19 protein-coding genes and 1 pseudogene are annotated in these 16,518 nt (G+C 48.5%); 5 read left to right on the top strand and 15 right to left on the bottom strand.

Translation table 11 applies throughout. The features are described from left to right. Positions 1–12 precede the first annotated feature (12 nt). Complete coding sequence (locus IXB50_RS05035) at positions 13–834, top strand: Stf0 family sulfotransferase (protein WP_215607850.1); 822 nt, start codon at positions 13–15, stop codon at positions 832–834. A gap of 100 nt (positions 835–934) precedes the next feature. On the opposite strand, the gene IXB50_RS05030 is transcribed toward IXB50_RS05035, so the two are convergent. Continuing rightward, positions 935–1,588 (bottom strand): Fe2+-dependent dioxygenase, encoded by a 654-nt coding sequence (locus tag IXB50_RS05030; protein ID WP_215607849.1) that lies wholly within the window; start codon positions 1,586–1,588, stop codon positions 935–937. 4 nt (positions 1,589–1,592) lie between these two features. Then, a complete protein-coding gene (locus IXB50_RS05025) occupies positions 1,593–2,636 on the bottom strand; it encodes a Fe(3+) ABC transporter substrate-binding protein (RefSeq protein WP_215607848.1) in 1,044 nt (347 codons plus the stop codon). A 308-nt stretch (positions 2,637–2,944) separates the two neighbouring features. Here IXB50_RS05025 and IXB50_RS05020 point away from each other — a divergent pair, with 308 nt between their 5' ends. Next, on the top strand, positions 2,945–3,400 hold the full coding sequence (locus IXB50_RS05020) for a Fur family transcriptional regulator (RefSeq protein ID WP_215607847.1): 456 nt from the start codon (positions 2,945–2,947) through the stop codon (positions 3,398–3,400). Positions 3,401–3,433: 33 nt separating this feature from the next. Here the strand turns inward: IXB50_RS05020 and IXB50_RS05015 are convergent, their stop codons facing one another. After that, on the bottom strand, positions 3,434–3,898 hold the full coding sequence (locus IXB50_RS05015) for a pentapeptide repeat-containing protein (RefSeq protein WP_215607846.1): 465 nt from the start codon (positions 3,896–3,898) through the stop codon (positions 3,434–3,436). Positions 3,899–4,322: 424 nt separating this feature from the next. After that, positions 4,323–4,646, bottom strand: coding sequence for a hypothetical protein (locus IXB50_RS05010; RefSeq protein ID WP_215607845.1), 324 nt, complete (start codon positions 4,644–4,646; stop codon positions 4,323–4,325). Between the two features lie 145 nt (positions 4,647–4,791). On the opposite strand from IXB50_RS05010, the pseudogene IXB50_RS05005 reads away from it, so the two are divergent. Together IXB50_RS05005 and uraD are read left to right on the top strand one after the other, a co-directional pair. Next, a pseudogene (locus tag IXB50_RS05005) lies at positions 4,792–5,001 on the top strand (hydroxyisourate hydrolase). Positions 5,002–5,005: 4 nt separating this feature from the next. After that, complete coding sequence (gene uraD, locus IXB50_RS05000) at positions 5,006–5,503, top strand: 2-oxo-4-hydroxy-4-carboxy-5-ureidoimidazoline decarboxylase (protein WP_215607844.1); 498 nt, start codon at positions 5,006–5,008, stop codon at positions 5,501–5,503. Between the two features lie 128 nt (positions 5,504–5,631). Here the strand turns inward: uraD and purU are convergent, their stop codons facing one another. The 11 genes from purU to IXB50_RS04945 all read right to left on the bottom strand — a co-directional run bounded on the left by purU (position 5,632) and on the right by IXB50_RS04945 (position 15,704). Beyond that, positions 5,632–6,486, bottom strand: a complete 855-nt coding sequence (gene purU, locus IXB50_RS04995) for a formyltetrahydrofolate deformylase (RefSeq protein WP_215607843.1) — start codon at positions 6,484–6,486, stop codon at positions 5,632–5,634. Positions 6,487–6,614: 128 nt separating this feature from the next. Further along, complete coding sequence (gene mscL, locus IXB50_RS04990; RefSeq protein ID WP_215607842.1) at positions 6,615–7,037, bottom strand: large conductance mechanosensitive channel protein MscL; 423 nt, start codon at positions 7,035–7,037, stop codon at positions 6,615–6,617. A gap of 401 nt (positions 7,038–7,438) precedes the next feature. After that, the gene (gene urtE, locus IXB50_RS04985) at positions 7,439–8,143 is read right to left on the bottom strand and encodes an urea ABC transporter ATP-binding subunit UrtE (protein ID WP_215607882.1); all 705 of its coding nucleotides are present in this window, start codon (positions 8,141–8,143) and stop codon (positions 7,439–7,441) included. Between the two features lie 116 nt (positions 8,144–8,259). Further along, positions 8,260–9,393: an urea ABC transporter ATP-binding protein UrtD gene (gene urtD, locus IXB50_RS04980; RefSeq protein ID WP_215607841.1), complete on the bottom strand. Its 1,134-nt coding sequence runs from the start codon at positions 9,391–9,393 to the stop codon at positions 8,260–8,262. 49 nt (positions 9,394–9,442) lie between these two features. After that, positions 9,443–10,594 carry an urea ABC transporter permease subunit UrtC gene (urtC, locus tag IXB50_RS04975; RefSeq protein ID WP_215607840.1) on the bottom strand — a complete coding sequence of 384 codons (1,152 nt, stop codon included), beginning with the start codon at positions 10,592–10,594 and terminating at the stop codon, positions 9,443–9,445. A gap of 2 nt (positions 10,595–10,596) precedes the next feature. Beyond that, the gene (locus IXB50_RS04970) at positions 10,597–11,763 is read right to left on the bottom strand and encodes an ABC transporter permease subunit (protein WP_215607839.1); all 1,167 of its coding nucleotides are present in this window, start codon (positions 11,761–11,763) and stop codon (positions 10,597–10,599) included. Positions 11,764–11,946: 183 nt separating this feature from the next. After that, the gene (gene urtA, locus IXB50_RS04965; RefSeq protein WP_215607838.1) at positions 11,947–13,266 is read right to left on the bottom strand and encodes an urea ABC transporter substrate-binding protein; all 1,320 of its coding nucleotides are present in this window, start codon (positions 13,264–13,266) and stop codon (positions 11,947–11,949) included. Between the two features lie 273 nt (positions 13,267–13,539). Next, positions 13,540–14,166 carry an urease accessory protein UreG gene (gene ureG, locus IXB50_RS04960; protein WP_215607837.1) on the bottom strand — a complete coding sequence of 209 codons (627 nt, stop codon included), beginning with the start codon at positions 14,164–14,166 and terminating at the stop codon, positions 13,540–13,542. Between the two features lie 122 nt (positions 14,167–14,288). Beyond that, positions 14,289–14,969, bottom strand: coding sequence for an urease accessory protein UreF (locus IXB50_RS04955; protein WP_215607836.1), 681 nt, complete (start codon positions 14,967–14,969; stop codon positions 14,289–14,291). Further along, positions 14,953–15,513, bottom strand: coding sequence for an urease accessory protein UreE (locus IXB50_RS04950; RefSeq protein WP_326520725.1), 561 nt, complete (start codon positions 15,511–15,513; stop codon positions 14,953–14,955). Before IXB50_RS04950 ends, IXB50_RS04955 begins: the two co-directional genes overlap by 17 nt. A 23-nt stretch (positions 15,514–15,536) precedes the next feature. Next, complete coding sequence (locus tag IXB50_RS04945; RefSeq protein WP_215607835.1) at positions 15,537–15,704, bottom strand: hypothetical protein; 168 nt, start codon at positions 15,702–15,704, stop codon at positions 15,537–15,539. 131 nt (positions 15,705–15,835) lie between these two features. Between IXB50_RS04945 and IXB50_RS04940 the strand changes: the two genes are divergently transcribed. Further along, the gene (locus tag IXB50_RS04940) at positions 15,836–16,411 is read left to right on the top strand and encodes a helix-turn-helix transcriptional regulator (RefSeq protein ID WP_215607834.1); all 576 of its coding nucleotides are present in this window, start codon (positions 15,836–15,838) and stop codon (positions 16,409–16,411) included. Positions 16,412–16,518 lie beyond the last annotated feature (107 nt).

Below are 16,518 nucleotides of genomic sequence, written 5' to 3'. Positions count from 1 at the left end.
AGGGTGACTCCCATGGCATCTGCTGACTTAATTTCATCTACGGTTTTGCCGACTAAAAGCATCATCATATGCTCCACAGGTAGATCCGGTAGCACGCTGCTAAGCAGAACCTTAAGTAGCTTGGGCTACTTTGGCAAGCCCATAGAGTTTTTTCGGTTCGATATGCTGGCTGACAATGGGGTGACGACATCAGCTACCGAACTTTATCGGTATTTGGGCCAGGTTTACCCCTTGGGGACCACCCCAAACCAGGTATTTAGTGCCAAGCTGCACTGGGATCATCTGAGAAAACTATTGCAGATAGCACGTACTGATCCTGTACTCAAGTCCCAATCAGAGATTGAAATCCTGTCACAACTCTTTCCAAATCCTATATTTATTTTTATTCGGCGTAACGACCTGAGTAGACAGGCTATTTCTATGGAAATTGGTCGCCAAACAGGCGTTTACTTAATCCTTAAAGAGCAAGATAAAAAGCCCCCTCAAGATAAACAACGACTATTCTTTAGACCACTCAATATCTATCGATACAAACAGGGACTGCAACAACGAAATCAAAACTGGCGATCATTGTTTCACCGGAATCACATGTCCTTTTTGGAAGTTGTCTATGAGGATTTGGTCACAGACTTTGAGGGAACAATGCACCAGGTCATTAAAACCTGTGATGTTGCCATACCTGCAGAGAATTTTGAGATTTCTCAGGCCACTAAAAAGCAAGGCAATCAGGTGAATGAACGCTGGTTAAGATATTACTGCCTGATCCCTGAAAGCTTTTTAAAAGCTTATTCCAATGCCAGAAGCTATCTCAGACAGCTCATTGCCAAACGATAATTGAGTCGACATTGCTGATTCTAGAGATGATTTCACCGACAAAACATCGGCCTATAACATTTCTGGCAGCTTGGTTCATCCTCTAAATCAGCAGCGATATTTACTCCGCCCATCGTCTGAGTAGATTTGACACACTCTTGGAAAGCAAATCAAATTCAGGCGTCTTACCATGCTGGGCAAACAATGAACGCCGCACGGTATCGATATCAAATAACAATTCTCGCTGGGCCGGATCGCGGATTAGGCTATGGGTCCAACCCACCACTACCAGACGTTGACCCTGGGTGACCTCATTGACTCGATGCAGCGTAGATGAGGGGTAGACGATGACACTGCCTGCTTTTAGCTTATAGGCCTGCTCATCATCGGCCCCCTCAATCACCAATTCCCCTCCCTCGTAGTCGGTGGACTCACTTAAAAAGAGGGTAAAGGACACATCCGCACGATAGCGGCCCATCATGGCATTATCGGCATGGGTGCCATAGGACATACCCACACCGTAACGACTAAACCGCAGGCTGTGAATCTGTTTTGGCCGCACTGCCACCTGAAACAGGGGATGACGGCTGAGGGCAGCTTTGACTATAGATTCTAACGATTGACCCACATTACGCTTTAGCTGCTGATTGTTTTTCACCTGTTTGGCATACCAGCCAGCGGTGGTTTTACCATCTACAAACTCAGCCGTTGCTAGCTCCTCGTGGATTTGCCTGAGCTCATCAACAGAGAGCACGTCAGGAATTTGAAACAGCATTGATTTATTTCCAGCCTACCCGGTCGACAAGTTTGACCACGTCGGGGTTATTCCGACCGTAGGCAGAGACATTGACCTCATCAACCTTGAACTCCCCTAGCTCGGCCACAATGGGATCCATGGATACTCCATCTACCACGGGATATTCGTTATTACTGTTGGCAAAGACTTCCTGGGCCTCATCACTGATCAAAAACTCCAGAAACGAGATCGCACTTTCCTGATGCTCAGCCCCAGCCACTACACCCACGCCGCTAATATTTACATGGGTGCCCCGATCGGCTTGATTTGGGAAAAACACCGCCGTTTTCGACACAACATCTTGGCTTTCTGGCTCATCGGATTTGGCTAATCGAGCCCAATAGTAATGATTAGCAATAGCGACATCACACTGCCCCGCTGCCACCGCCTTAATTTGATTCACATCCCCACCATCGGGATCCCGCGCGAAATTATTTACCAATCCCTCGGCCCAGGCTTCGGTTTCTTCTAAGCCAATGGTTTCCACCAGTGACCCCAGCAGAGATTGATTATAAATATTGCTAGAGCTACGTACACACACTCGCCCGTTCCATTCCGGTTCAGCTAACGCCTCATAGGTGGATAACTCAGCCGGATCAACTGACTCGACGTTATAAATCAGTACCCTTGCTCGCTTGGTCAAGCCGTACCATAATCCATCAGGATGGCGTAAGTTAGCAGGAACCTTTTCATCCAATACAGGTGAAAAGGCCGACTGAAAAATACCCGCTTGCTCTGCTCGCCACAGACGTCCTGCATCGACAGTGATGAACACATCTGCTGGGCTAGCCTCACCCTCAGTCTTAATCCGTTCGATCAGTTCGTCTGATTTACCCTCAACCACATTGACGTCAATCCCTGTCTGCTCTGTAAAGCGCTCAAATAGATCGTCATCGACATCATAGTGACGCGCCGAATAAACATTGACAACGGCCTCTGGGTCTGCAGCCTCTTGCGACTGACTATCACAGCTTGCGATCGCAAATGCAACTAGGCCAGCACACACAAAAACAGATTTATAGGACATGGACATCCGTAATGCGAAAGTTTCTCAATCAATATTAGGGGAACTCCATTCACTAAGAGAACTTTTTCACCAGAATACATAGACGCCCACCACATGATTACCAGATGATCACGCCAACATTCGCAAAAGTTGAACAAGCTTCAGCACATCATTGGTGAAAACGACACCTAAAATTCAAACTGCCAGTATTATTCTCTCAGTAACTTTTAGATATTTTTCGCAATAAGTAGAAACTATTGCAAACTGACAAGAATTTCGCTACTATTCTCATTAAGTAACTATTAATGATAGTCAACGGAGAAAGGCCCATGGTCGCCTACACCCCCTCAGCAATGAAAGCCGAACTGCATGAGCGCGGGTGGCGTATGACACCTCAAAGGGAAACGATCCTCAATACGTTTCAAAATGTGGCTAAGGGCGAGCACCTGAGTGCAGAAGAGTTATGCGAGCTGCTCAAAGAAGAGGGAGCACCCATTAGCCTCTCCACGATTTATCGTAATCTCAAGCTTATGTCCCGTATGGGTATCTTGCGAGAGCTAGAGCTAGCCGAAGGCCAAAAACGCTATGAAATCAATCAGCCTTCGCCCCACCATCATCACCATCTAATCTGCGTCCGGTGTAACAAAACTATCGAATTCAAAAACGACTCCGTCCTCAAGGCCGGAGCCAAAATGGCTGACAAGTCAGGCTATCACCTATTAGATTGTCAGCTATTGATCCATGCCGTATGTCCGGCATGTCAGCGCTCAATTATGCCAGTTTAGGTGCTGGTAATCAGCTGCATCGATAATCATCAACTACTCCCCAATCACCTCTTCCTCATAATCCTCATAAGGTCCCCCAACGCTAATCGGTGTTCCTACCACTTGAGCATCAACAATATTAATATTCTCAAGGGACGCATTGCTGACATCAGTGAAATAAAGCGCCGAACCAGACAGATCTGCACCATCTAAGATCGCTGATTGAAAAACAGCGTTAGTCAAAAAAGCATTGCTCAGGTTGGCTCCTGTCAAGTTTGCACCCGTCAAATCAGCCCCTTCTAAATTACTATCTGAGAGATTTGCACCCTGGAGATTGGTCCCACGCAAATCAGCCCCAATCAAATGAGATGACTGTAAATCAGCTCCCGAAAGATCGCAGTCAGAGCAAGCACCAGTGACTTCTAGACGTTGCAAGTCAGCCTGAGATGCTCCAAGCACAGGTAAAGAAACAACAGCAGGTAAAACCAGAGCAAGTAAGGTGGCGGTGCGTAACAACATAAGCAATCTCCTCAAGGGGGTTAAACAGCTCAGTCTTCGAAGACCATGGAGTTCTAGGAAGTACCACACTTGAATCGTTTGAGTTTCCTAAGATTCCAGCTGTTTAGATTAACCCTTTATGATGTGTTGTCACGATCTTGACACAGTCCTTCGGTAATTGCCTAGGGTCTTAACAACCTATAATTATTCGGTTTTCAGTACAATTTGCTGATTTCGAAGGAGTTTAACCCCGTAGAAGGAGCTACGTAAAGGATTTACGTAGGGGTTAATCGGTATTGATGGACACCTGCGCGAGCCATGATGCTATAGGCAGGTGCCTGGCTTGTGTATCAGCATCACGGGTCAACTCCCAAAATTTCAACAACCTCTAATGGAATAGACCGTTCCAATTGCAACGTTTGATTTACATAGGTTGACATGCTGGTTACAGCCCCTGCGTATCCAATACCGTCATCTCGTCCAACAATTCCTTCATAAATTTTTCGGGATCTTTGAGATTCATTTCCGAAAGAGCCACCATTTCCTCAACGCTATAACGATCGTCACTATCAACGACCTCTGAAATCCAACTAGATATTGTCTCAGGATGTCGCAATAGCTCTTCAGCGAATTGCAATGGGCCTTTACCTGAATTTTTAGCATCCACTTTAGAGGCCAGGCACAACTGCAAGAGCTTACCCAGTGTAGTTTCGGGGGTGGTACACAAGAGAAACGCCATTGTTTGAGTCAAAAGCTGTTCCTTCTTCATCGGAGAGTCTCCCAGACTGACTATTTATGAATGGTATTGATGTTGTCTATGTTCGCTGCGCGTAAACTATAGCATGAGAGTTAAATTTCCATTTGTATGCAGCGATAGAGATAGTTCAGAATGGATAACACATTAAACCTGCACTATGGCAGGCAAACTTACTATCCACGTCCTCGATACAGCCCAAGGCTATCCGGCAGTTGGGCTAAGGATTGAACTTTGGAGTTGCGATCGCTTGCCCAAATCAGTTACCACCAATGCCGATGGCCGCACCGATGCCGCCGGCTAAACGACCCACTACCATGTAACGCTGCGCTGCTCGCCCTGGCCCTATAGCACCTACCGAGGCGGCTAATCCTATGAGATATACCATCACTGAACTCAACCAAATGACTCAGGCAGAATTTGTCGCCGTCCTCGGTGACGTATTTGAAGATACCCCCAGCATTGCAGAGCAAGCTTGGCATCAACGACCGTTTCTCAACTTGGACAATCTCCATCAAACTATGGTGAGCATGGTTGAGAAAATGTCTGAAGACGCTCAATTAGCTCTTATCCGAGCCCATCCCGACCTAGGTAGTCAGGTACAAATGGCCCCTGCCTCTGTGCAAGAACAAACCAGTGTCGGTCTTGATCGCCTCAGTCCAGCAGAATATAAGCAGTTTCAAACCCTGAACACAACCTATCAAACTAAATTTGGCTTTCCCTTTATCATGGCAATCAAAGGTCAGGCCAAGGAAGCAATATTAACCGCATTTGTAAAGCGTTCAAAAAAATCTCTGGTTAGTGAACAACAACAAGCATTATTGGAAATCAACAAGATTGCGCAGTTTCGTCTAAACGATTTGATCACTTAACTGGAGTTTAGACAAAAATCGCTCTTGACAAGATTATTTGTCTAAACTCCAGACTTAAACTACGGTCAGGTTTTGCTAATCACCCATTGGTAGCCCAGGGAACATGGTGCGGATAACAACATCAGCGATTAGGCAAACACCACGGTACGATTGCCGTACACCAAAACCCGGTTTTGCAAATGCAATCGTACCGCACGGGCCAGCACCACTCGTTCCAAATCCTTACCCTTACGAATCAAATCACTCACCTGGTCCCGATGGCTCACCCGCACCACATCCTGCTCAATAATTGGACCAGCATCCAAGTCTGACGTCACATAGTGACCTGTAGCCCCAATGATTTTCACACCCCGCTCATAGGCCCGATGATAGGGACTTGCCCCCACAAACGCAGGCAAAAATGAGTGGTGAATATTAATCACATTGGGAAACTGACTTAGAAAGTCAGGGCTGAGAATTTGCATATACTTAGCCAGTACCACCAAATCAATGGAGTGTGACCTTAACAAAGCCAGTTGCTTTACCTCTTGCTCTGGCTTTGTTGCCTTAGTAATCGGAATATGATGAAAGGCAATATTAAACTGCTCAGCAATAGGCTGTAGCGTTTCATGGTTGCTCATAATCAGCGGAATCTCTGCCGCTAGCTCACCTGCCTGGTATCGCCACAGCAAATCCAGCAGACAATGATTTTGCTTACTCACCCAAAGTGCCATGCGTGGCACCACATCGGAGAAGTGGAGTTGCCATATGGCCCCTAAAGGCTTGGCAATAGAATCAAACGCAGGTCCAATCAGCTCTCGTCGCAGGTTAAACCCTTCCAACTGCCATTCAATCCGAGACAAAAACAGCTCCGATGGTTCATCTCGATGTTGATCAGCATGAACCACATTGCCACCATTGGCATAGATAAAGTTTGCAATTTTAGCCACCAGTCCCTGCTGATCAGGACAAGAAATCAAAAGTGTTGCAGTGGGTGAGGTCACAGGCAGAGATTCCTAGTTGGCTGGGCATATTAAAAAAGCAGCAAGATAGGATATTATCCCAGTTTGCTGCTCAAGTATATTGATTCAACGATTCTATGAATACCGTGGTGGTCTACGGATTCAAACGTTTACATGCGCTGCTCTAGGAAACCAGTGAGACGGCCCAGGGTATCGTTAAGCTTTTCATCAGTCGTAGGACCTGCATCCACCTCTTCAGTCCGCTTCATGCGCTCAAAGGTGCGAATGATCATGAATAAGATAAAGGAAATGACAACAAAGTTGATAATCGTCGACAAGAAGACGCCGTACTTGATGCCATTTGCAGAGAGAGAGGCAATATCTTCGACATTTGCTGCCTTGAGGGCAGGGTTAAGCAACAGAGGAGTAATAATGTCCCCAATAAAAGACGTGATAACGGCACCAAAAGCACCACCGATAATAACGGCTACAGCCAAGTCAACAACATTGCCACGCAGCAGAAAATCACGAAAGTCATTCATGAATCCACCTGCAGAATTCACCGCGTTGGAACGAGCCTGTCTACTAACCATATCTGAAGCTTTCCTTAAGTGATAAGTGTCATGTGTTTGAGCACATCACCTTGAACTGATAGCGGGGGTGTCAAACCCGCCTGAAGGCCATATCAACTGAAGCATGCACTCGCTATCAGCATTTTCTGACCCACAAAGTGAATTCACAGAATATATCAGTGTTTACTTGGAAAATCCAGTTACTTAAACTACAAGGCTTCCAAACATTACGCAGTGTATCGACAGGTAATAGAAATCAGGAAAAAGCCTTAAAAACAAGAGTTGTTTGTACGATTTTATGATCGCTTTAAGCAATAAAATAGGCCTCAGATTAAATGATATTTGAGCTACCTATGTGTTCAACATTACCTGGTGAAACTAGAAGCTCTTTGAGCGCAGGTACACTGGGTCCAGTGCGACTACTAAACGGCTAAGAACTCTTGAATCACATCATTACTGAGCTGATCGGTAGAGCCAGAAGCAACGATGCCTCCTTTTTGCATGGCATAGTAATAGTCGGCCTGACGGACAAAGTGTAAATGTTGCTCCACTAGCAGCACAGAAATACCCGTGGTTTCGATAATCCGACGGACAGCGTTTTCAATATCGAGAATAATTGACGGTTGAATGCCCTCGGTGGGTTCATCTAAGAGCAATAGCTGGGGTTGTCCCATCAGGGCACGGGCAATGGACAGCTGCTGTTGTTGTCCCCCACTCAAATCGCCTCCCATCCGCGACAACATAGTTTTTAGAACTGGAAACAACTCAAAGATTAACTCAGGAATCTCTTTTTTAGCTTTGGGGGCACGATTGCCTAACGCTTCTAACCCAATGAGCAAATTCTCTTTGACACTTAACCGAGGGATAATCTCTCGTCCTTGGGGGACATAGCCAATACCGGCTCGGGCTCTACGATCAGCAGTGAACGCATTAATGGGTTGACCATCGTAGTTAATCACACCCTCACGGGAGGATAACAATCCGATGATATTTTTGAGCAGTGTCGTCTTACCCACACCGTTACGACCAATCAAACAAACCATCTGGCCCCTAGAGACGGTGAGATCTACATCTCGCAAAATATGGCTCTCACCGTAGTAGAAATTTAACCCCGAAATCTTGAGCATGGGAGCTGTGGCAGGGGCTTGCTTGGTGGGCTGAACAGCAGCAGTCGTTGTCATGGGTAGTGAAGGTAAAGGCGCAGGTCTAATGGGAATCGAGCAAGATAGGTGAGACGCTTGTGTTAGCTGGCTCCATTACTCCCGTGGGCCATAGTGGCGGATTCCAAACGGCTAACGGTCTCCGCTGGTAAATCTAGCAAGGTTACAAGCTTGTGGTAGGCAGACGCTTCAGCCTGATTAATTTGATTAGCACCGATCACCTCGTAGCTGAGCATGAGGGCCTGCTCTCGCTGGGCTGGAGTCTGCAGCTGAGGGACAAGCTCTTCGAGGGGGATTTTTTTGGCGAGTAAATCCTTTAATTCAGTTTTTAGGGTAGCTTGATCATCGGTGGCTTGAGCAAACTGACGACTGAGACGCTCAAGGATGATATCTTGCTCAGCCGCTTCAAAATCACCGTCGGCCCAGGCCATGGTGGCGGCAATCCGTAGCAACAACATCTGCTCAGGTGTGATTGAGGTTTCGGTGCCGAGGTACACCTCAATCACCCGTGGATCGTTTTGCACCTGGTCCATGGTGCCTTCGCACAGAACAGAACCCTCATGGAGCACGGTCACCTGACGGGCGATTTGGCGGACAAATTCCATGTCGTGCTCAATCACAATCACGGAATGGCTTTCGGCTAAGGAAATGAGCAGCTGACCGGTCCGTTCGGTTTCGTCGTCGGTGAGACCGGCAACGGGCTCGTCTACCAGGAGTAAATCAGGGGATTGGGCCACTAGCATGCCGATTTCAAGCCACTGTTTTTCGCCGTGGGATAGGAGGGCAGCAGGTTTATCGGCTTTGTGGTCTAGGCCAATGGTTTCGAGTAGACCACCCACGGTGCGGCGCTCGGCCTTAGGGGTGGGCTTAAATAACGTCGCTAAGACGTTCTTGTTCTGGTTGCAGCACAGCTCCAGATTTTCACGCGGGGTCAAGTTGAGGTAGATGCGCGGGGTTTGAAACTTGCGACCGATGCCGAGACGGGCAATGTCGTGTTCGGAACGACCGCTAAGTTTTTTGCCTTTGAACCGGACTTTGCCTTGGGTCGGCTGAACTTTGCCGGTGATCACATCGAGGAAGGTGGTTTTGCCTGCACCGTTGGGGCCGATAATGACGCGCAATTCGCCTTCGTTCATGGAGAAGGTGAGGTTATTGAGGGCTTTGAAGCCGTCAAAACTGACGGTGAGGTCGTCGATTTCGAGGATTTTATTGGCCATCGTTAATCGTTCGATTGAGGTTGTATCGAGGTATTGAGTTGATGGGAGATTATTTTCCAGCTAATTCGCGTTGTTCGCGTTTGACGTCGGGATCTAGCTCAAGGTCAGGATAGGTGTTGAGCTGGGGTTGGATCCCGAGCAAATCACGGATCTGTCTGACGGCATCATCTCGAAACCAGCCGACGATGCCTTTGGGTAGCACGGTAACCACCAGCAAGAATAGGGCTCCTTGGAAAAATAGCCACACTTCGGGAAATTGCTCACTGAGTAAGGCCTGGGCCCAGTTGACCACCAAGGCACCGAGCACGGCACCACCTAAGGTGGCACGACCGCCAACGGCAACCCAGATCACCATCTCGATGGAGAAAGCAACGCTCATGTATTGAGGCGTAATGCCACTGGATTGGACCGTGTACAGAGCGCCGGCAGCTCCAGCAATGCCACCGGCAACGGCAAAGACGAGCACCTTAAACATGGCAGGGTTATAGCCTGAAAATCGGAGCCGGTTTTCGTCGTCGCGGATGGCGATGAGCAATCGGCCAAAGCGACCTCGGGTGAGCCAACGGCAAAGACCATAGGTAAGGGCAAGGACGATGACGGTGGCAACGTAGAAGACGAATTGCATGCGATCGCTACCCACCTGCTGCCCAAATAGCAAGGTCGTATCGGTCGTCAAACCATTGGTCCCATTGATCAACTTTTGCTGACCATTAAAAAAGTTGAAAAAGACCACCAGCATGGCCTGGGTCAAAATTGAGAAATAGACGCCTCGAATCCGGTTACGAAAGACCAGATAGCCCAGTAACCCTGCAACGATGCCAGGCAACACCACAATGGCAATCAGTGTGACTGGCAGGGAATAAAACGGTTGCCAGAACCACGGCAGCTCTGACACCCCATACAGCCCAAAGAATTCAGGAATACCATCACCGGCCAGATTTAGCTGTAGGTGCATGGCAAAGGCATAGCCACCCAGGGCAAAGAAGATCCCCTGACCCAAGCTAAGTAAACCGGTGTAGCCCCAGATCAGATCCACACCAAGGGCCACGATGGCCAGGGCCAAAAACCGCCCTAGTAAACCCAGACGAAAATCGGTCAGTAATAAGGGGGCAATGAAAAGCAGGAACAGGATCAGGCCAATGACAATACCGGCTTCGAGGGTACGTCTGCGCTTTTTGCCCACAGATTTTGTCGTTATCATCATTACACCTCCACCGAGCGGCCTTTTTGGGGAAACAAGCCAGCGGGCTTAACCTGCAAAAAGGCAATAATCAGGGCAAACACTAACACCTTGGCCATACTGGTGGTCGCAAAGAAGGTGGCCGTATCAATCAAAGGCTGTATGGCCTCGCTGGACGGCAACATTAGCACTAAGGTACCGGACCCCAAAATGTAGGAAACAATACCAATAATCAGGGCAGCAACAATACTGCCCACCAACTTGCCAACCCCGCCGACAACAACAACCATAAAGGCATCCACAATATAGTTACTCCCCAGGTTTGGCCCCACCGAACCCAGCAAGGTAACGGCACAACCAGCGATCCCGGCTAAGCCAGAGCCGAGGGCAAAAGTCAGGGCATCCACTCGCTTCGTCGGAATCCCCAAACAGGCACTCATGTCACGGTTTTGGGTAACGGCTCGAATACGTAAGCCCCAGGCCGACTTATTAAGAAACCAAAATGTCCCCACTAAACAAATAATCGTCAACGCAATGATAAAAAGTCGTGCCGCAGGAAAGGACAGGGTATCGGTCACACTAATGCTGTCCTGTAGCCAGCTAGGTGCGGTAACGTCCACATTACGAGCACTAAACCAGGGTTTAGCCAGGGCATCGTTGCCATTCAGGGACCGCCCCAGGGTTACCCCAATGCCAGCGGATAGCACCAAAACGACAAAGTTGGCCAACTTCTGACGTGGTCCTAAATTAGCTAATTTGCTCAATGCAGCTCGTCCGCCAAAGAGCAACAGACACACCACCAAAAGCCCAAAAGTCATAGCCCAGCTAACACTGCGGACGAACTGCTGCAGGATGAGACTCACCCCCCAAGTAGCCAACAATGTTTCCAATGGTCGCCCGTAGAGCAGTCGAATGACACTGCGTTCCAATGCTAAGCCCACCAGGGCGGCCACCAGAAAAGATAACGGCAGGGCTGCCAAAATATAAAAGTCTTGGGCTCCATCACCAAAGGACTTGAATCCGTTTTGGACCACATAGGTGGTGTAGGCCCCCAGCATCATTAGCTCTCCATGGGCTAAGTTGATCACGCCCATGAGGCCAAAAACGATGGCCAGACCCAGGGCCACAATTAGAAGCACCGCGCCAATGCTGATGCCATTAAATATGCCGTTGATTAAACCGTCGAGCACGACAATTACCTGTGAAATACGTTGACAGTTGCCTGTGTTGTTGTGAAAACTTTATCGAGTAAACCTCTTGCCAGCCCCCATCCCTAGAAGGAGAGATTTAAGAAAAAAGGCATCCCCCAGCAAAAAAGGGAAGAGTCTCTTTTACAAGTGACCCTTCCCCCTGTTAGCTAATCTACCAGAGCCTTAGGCTTCTTTGTACTTACCACCTTTGGCCGGGTCGGACCAGTCACAGGCATAGCCCTTAGTGTCTTCTACAAACTGATTCCAGGGAATTGGAGTCACAGGACCATCAGTTGCAGAGACAATATCAAACAGACCGTCCTCACGGATCTCACCAATGCGAACAATCTTGGAGATGTGATGGTTGGGGTTCATGGTAACCGTACCACCGGGAGCATCAAAGGTTTGACCATAGGCTGCTTCACGAACAGCAGCGATATCTGTGGAACCTGCTTTTTCAACCGCCTGGCTCCATAGATAGACCATGATGTAAGCGGCTTCCATGGGGTCATTGGTTACCCGATCATCACCGTACTCGGCCTTGAAGTCAGAAACCCACTTCTCATTCTCAGGACTCTCAACCGTTTGGAAATAGTTCCAAGCTGCATAGTGACCTTTGAGGAAGTCGGGGCCAATGGTGCGCACTTCTTCTTCTGCAATACTCACGGACATAACCGGGTACTTGTCAGGACCCATGCCAGCGCCCTTAAGCTGCTTAAAGAAGGCGACGTTGCTGTCACCGTTAAGGCTATTGAAGATCACACCGCCGTCGGGGAGCGCGGCCTTGATCTTGGTGATGATGGGGGTGACTTCAGTGTTACCTAGGGGCAGGTAGTCTTCACCGACAGTGGTGCCACCTTTGGCCTTCAACTGCTCTTTGATAATGTTGTTAGCAGTCCGAGGGAAAACATAGTCAGAACCAACCAGGAAGAAGTCCTTACCTTTGTTCTCCAGCAGCCAGTCTACGGCAGGCTCAATTTGCTGGTTGGGGGCAGCACCGGTATAGAAAATGTTCTTAGAACACTCTTGGCCCTCGTATTGAACGGGATACCACAACATGTGGTCCTTGGCTTCAAATACGGGTAGTACTTTCTTGCGGCTAGCCGATGTCCAGCAGCCAAATACGACGGAAACTTGGTCTTGGTCGATCAGTTTCTCTGCTTTCTCAGCAAAGGTATCCCAATCGGAAGCACCGTCTTCCTTAACGATTTCGATTTGCTTACCGAGAACACCGCCAGCGGCATTAATTTCTTTGATAGCAAGTTCTTCAGCATCTACCACAGTGGTCTCACTAATGGCCATGGTGCCACTTAGGGAGTGCAGAATACCCACTTTGATAGTATCGCCACCGCCACCAGCAGAGGCTGTCGTAGCTTCACCTTCAGCTGGTGCAGTAGTGCCACCAGTAGTGTCGGAAGTACCACCACAAGCCTTTAGCAAAATGCTGGTACCTACGGCAGTAGAGCCGTACACCAAAAATTTACGTCTATTAATCCTCGTCATTGGGCGTTCCTTATCTAACGACTCACACACCTATGGCATCAAGAATCGGCCACTGCAACACGAATCGTCACAGCTACCGTAGATACACGTATTTGCTCCGTGATGGTAAGTCTTGCAGAAAGAGGGAATTGTAGTGGTTGATACTTTTTGGCTTTCTACAGATTTATTTGCTTTTGTTTGCTTTTGATCCCCAGCATTATCCCCAAGTGACTTTAGGCTGCAGCATCGCCACTATGGACAAACTAATGCTAATGTTTGAGGCTGACCGATAGCCTAGACGGATTGAGGTACTGACAGCCGTCCCTGGTACTGGATAAACGATTCAATCGTTTCTAAACCTTGGCTTTCTTTAAGGTTTGTAAATACAAAGGGTTTGTCACCTCGCATGGTTTTGGCATCACGATCCATTACAGATAAATCAGCACCCACCATGGGGGCCAGATCAATCTTATTAATCACCAGTAAATCGGACTTGGTAATGCCTGGGCCGCCTTTGCGGGGGATTTTATCGCCAGCGGCGACATCGATCACATAGAGGGTGAGGTCCACCAGTTCTGGACTAAAGGTGGCGGCCAGGTTATCGCCCCCGCTCTCGACAAAAATCAGATCGAGGTCTTTAAACCGGGCTTCTAGATCCTCAATAGCGACCAGATTAAGGGATGCATCTTCGCGAATTGCCGTGTGTGGACAGCCACCGGTTTCGACACCAACGATGCGGCTATGGTCCAGCAGGGCCTGACTTCGCACCAAAAACTGGGCGTCTTCTTGGGTATAGATATCGTTAGTGACTACGGCGATGGAATAGTCATCGCGCATGGATTTGCAAAGGGCATCAACCAGGGCGGTTTTGCCAGAGCCGACGGGACCGGCGACGCCAACTCGATAGGGGGAGGAGGTCATGGGGTATGGATATCGAAATCCGTTTTGTAGAGACCTTCCATGGAAGGTCTCTACAATAAATCCTAGGGTAAAACCCATGGTTCGTGAATCTAGAATTTGCCTTCAAAACTTAAAAGTTATTTCTAACTGCGGAAAAGGCGGGTGTAGAGGGTTTCGTGGTGCATACTTGCGATCGCACCGCCCCATCCACTGACATACAGCTGATCATCCTGTAATTGCACAATGCACTCTGCTGCCGTTTTCAGCTCAGGGATCAATTGCAGCAGACACATCTGACCATCGGTTTGCCCCAAAGGAACGAGTTTGATAGCCGCCCCAATCAGGTTGGCCGCCCAGCTTTGCAAATAGCCAAGGGCCATGGTGTGAATGTCGATCTGCCAGTGGGCGGCGATGATGCCAAAAGCAACGGAGAAATTGCAAGGAGTGCCGCAAGCGGTGAAGGTCGGTTGCAGTTCAGGGTGTAGTTTTTGACCTAGACGGACGAAGGCGCGCCCCATTTGCCAGCTTTGTTGACGTAGTTCGGCGGTATCACGGCTAGCCGTCAACCAATCGTTCCAATAGCGGAGCTGCTCGGGGTTTTGATAGTGATGATGGGCACGGGTTGCGATCGCCACATCCAATCGCACACCGCCATAGCGCAGCTCCTGCACCAGCCAGCTGTATAGGGTGGCACTATCCAGCAGATACCCCTGCATCACCAAGGTTTCCAACCCTTCCGAATAACTAAAAGCCCCCACTGGCAAGGCTGGACTCGTCAGCTGCAGCAGTTTGAGCAAAGCTTGCTCATCAATGGTGATGGCCATAGGCACCAGACTCCGGTTGAAAGGGGGCAGTCTCAGCCGTCACCGTGACCTCAAAACCTGCCAACATTGACTCCAGTACAGGATCTGGGGATAGGCGCAAATAATCAGAACCCACCTCCAGGCTCACATGGCGGTTGCCTAAATGGTAGGCAGCCCGCAATAGCCATAAAGCATTAGTCGACGGGGGCTGAGCGATAGCCGACGGGGGCTGAGCGATAGCCGACGGGGGCTGAGCGATAGTCGAAGCCCGTACCGTTAAGACCGGTTCAGGTTTCGCCACAATTTTTAGGATCTGACTATGGTCTTCTCCTTTTAAACAATCCCCCCCCTGCAACGTAGTTCCCCGAGTCAGCTCCAGGTAGATTTCGCACCTGTGATGAGGGTCAGAATCACGGGTAACTGAACTGGCCATATCGCCAGCAGCATCCGTAATCCCACGGGAAATTATGTATCGATATCGAGAGCGGGTACGCTCTTCAGCCGTCAAAGCCAATGTCAACGTAGGCGTGAGCGCTGACGCTACTTTCTGAGTAAAAACGTACACGAATAGTCACACATGCGTTGTCCCTAATTAGGATGCCACATGCTGGCACCACTCAGATTAGGCGAATAGATTAAGCGCACTTGTTCTATGCCGCCACCCAAACTGTCACAAGTCCGTACGGAGATGCCCAACCTGAGCATGAGGTAAACACCATCACAAATATCCGTATTTTCCACTAGGAAATTCAGCATTTTATACGAGCGCTAAAGACCCCTAGAGCAGTCAACGAATTTTTACACGTTCATTTGCCACTTACTTCCCGCTAGTTATGGCTTCTCAGATTCAACTTGTTCCCCGACCAGTTTCATCCCAGGCTGCACCCATGAGAGACACTAATGAATCTTTTGACATGCAGGCCACGCTACTACTAACAGCCATTGAAAGTTTTACTGTTGGTCTTGTGATTGTGGCTCAAAACGGTACCATTTTACATAAAAATAGTCGTGCCGAAGCCCTGCTCGAGAATCTTCCTTGTTCCTCATCTACATTTATCCCTGATAGACTCTGGCGCACTTGTCAAAGTCTGGTCGAACATCAGGATGAACAATCTGATATCTTGCCCTCAGATTGCAACATTGTTTTAGAAGATGAGATCTCCACTGCCCAAGGAACTATCTTGATGAGAGCACAGTGGTTTGATTGGGAGTATAGGGCCTATGAGTCTAATAATTGCTTTTTGATTACGTTAGAAAATCGTCAACAATCCTTGATTGCGATCGCAAAGCAAGAGGCTCAGCGCTATGGCTTGACCACGAGAGAAACAGAGGTTTGGTGTTTAAAGCGCATGGATCAAAGCTACAAAGATATTGCCAAGGCCTTGTTTATTTCTGAAAACACCGTCAAAAAACACTTGAAGAATATCTACGTCAAAAAAGAACAGTCTCAGTGGTTGGTTTAGTGATAGACAGAGACAGCTTCGATATCAAAAACAACAAGGGGTTTTATCAATGCATCCCTTGTTGTTTTTGATTAAGTTTGAGCAACAACCTACGACAGTAGATGCTC

The organism is Leptothoe spongobia TAU-MAC 1115 (assembly GCF_018739885.1).
Classification (GTDB): Bacteria; Cyanobacteriota; Cyanobacteriia; order Phormidesmidales; family Phormidesmidaceae; genus Leptothoe; species Leptothoe spongobia.
Note: the sequence above shows the minus strand (reverse complement) of the source record. Positions and strands in the feature narration are given on the sequence as shown.

Bases quoted from the DNA above. Each gene is read 5' to 3' on its own strand.
- IXB50_RS05015 (WP_215607846.1), bottom strand. From the start codon at position 3,898: ATGTTGTTACGCACCGCCACCTTACTTGCTCTGGTTTTACCTGCTGTT.
- urtC (WP_215607840.1), bottom strand. From the start codon at position 10,594: ATGATAACGACAAAATCTGTGGGCAAAAAGCGCAGACGTACCCTCGAA.
- IXB50_RS05020 (WP_215607847.1), top strand. From the start codon at position 2,945: ATGGTCGCCTACACCCCCTCAGCAATGAAAGCCGAACTGCATGAGCGC.
- mscL (WP_215607842.1), bottom strand. From the start codon at position 7,037: ATGGTTAGTAGACAGGCTCGTTCCAACGCGGTGAATTCTGCAGGTGGA.
- urtD (WP_215607841.1), bottom strand. From the start codon at position 9,393: ATGGCCAATAAAATCCTCGAAATCGACGACCTCACCGTCAGTTTTGAC.
- urtA (WP_215607838.1), bottom strand. From the start codon at position 13,266: ATGACGAGGATTAATAGACGTAAATTTTTGGTGTACGGCTCTACTGCC.
- ureG (WP_215607837.1), bottom strand. From the start codon at position 14,166: ATGACCTCCTCCCCCTATCGAGTTGGCGTCGCCGGTCCCGTCGGCTCT.
- IXB50_RS04940 (WP_215607834.1), top strand. From the start codon at position 15,836: ATGAGAGACACTAATGAATCTTTTGACATGCAGGCCACGCTACTACTA.
- uraD (WP_215607844.1), top strand. From the start codon at position 5,006: ATGAGATATACCATCACTGAACTCAACCAAATGACTCAGGCAGAATTT.
- IXB50_RS05035 (WP_215607850.1), top strand. From the start codon at position 13: ATGGCATCTGCTGACTTAATTTCATCTACGGTTTTGCCGACTAAAAGC.
- IXB50_RS04945 (WP_215607835.1), bottom strand. From the start codon at position 15,704: ATGCTGAATTTCCTAGTGGAAAATACGGATATTTGTGATGGTGTTTAC.
- IXB50_RS04955 (WP_215607836.1), bottom strand. From the start codon at position 14,969: ATGGCCATCACCATTGATGAGCAAGCTTTGCTCAAACTGCTGCAGCTG.
- IXB50_RS05025 (WP_215607848.1), bottom strand. From the start codon at position 2,636: ATGTCCTATAAATCTGTTTTTGTGTGTGCTGGCCTAGTTGCATTTGCG.
- urtE (WP_215607882.1), bottom strand. From the start codon at position 8,143: ATGCTCAAGATTTCGGGGTTAAATTTCTACTACGGTGAGAGCCATATT.
- IXB50_RS05010 (WP_215607845.1), bottom strand. From the start codon at position 4,646: ATGAAGAAGGAACAGCTTTTGACTCAAACAATGGCGTTTCTCTTGTGT.
- IXB50_RS05030 (WP_215607849.1), bottom strand. From the start codon at position 1,588: ATGCTGTTTCAAATTCCTGACGTGCTCTCTGTTGATGAGCTCAGGCAA.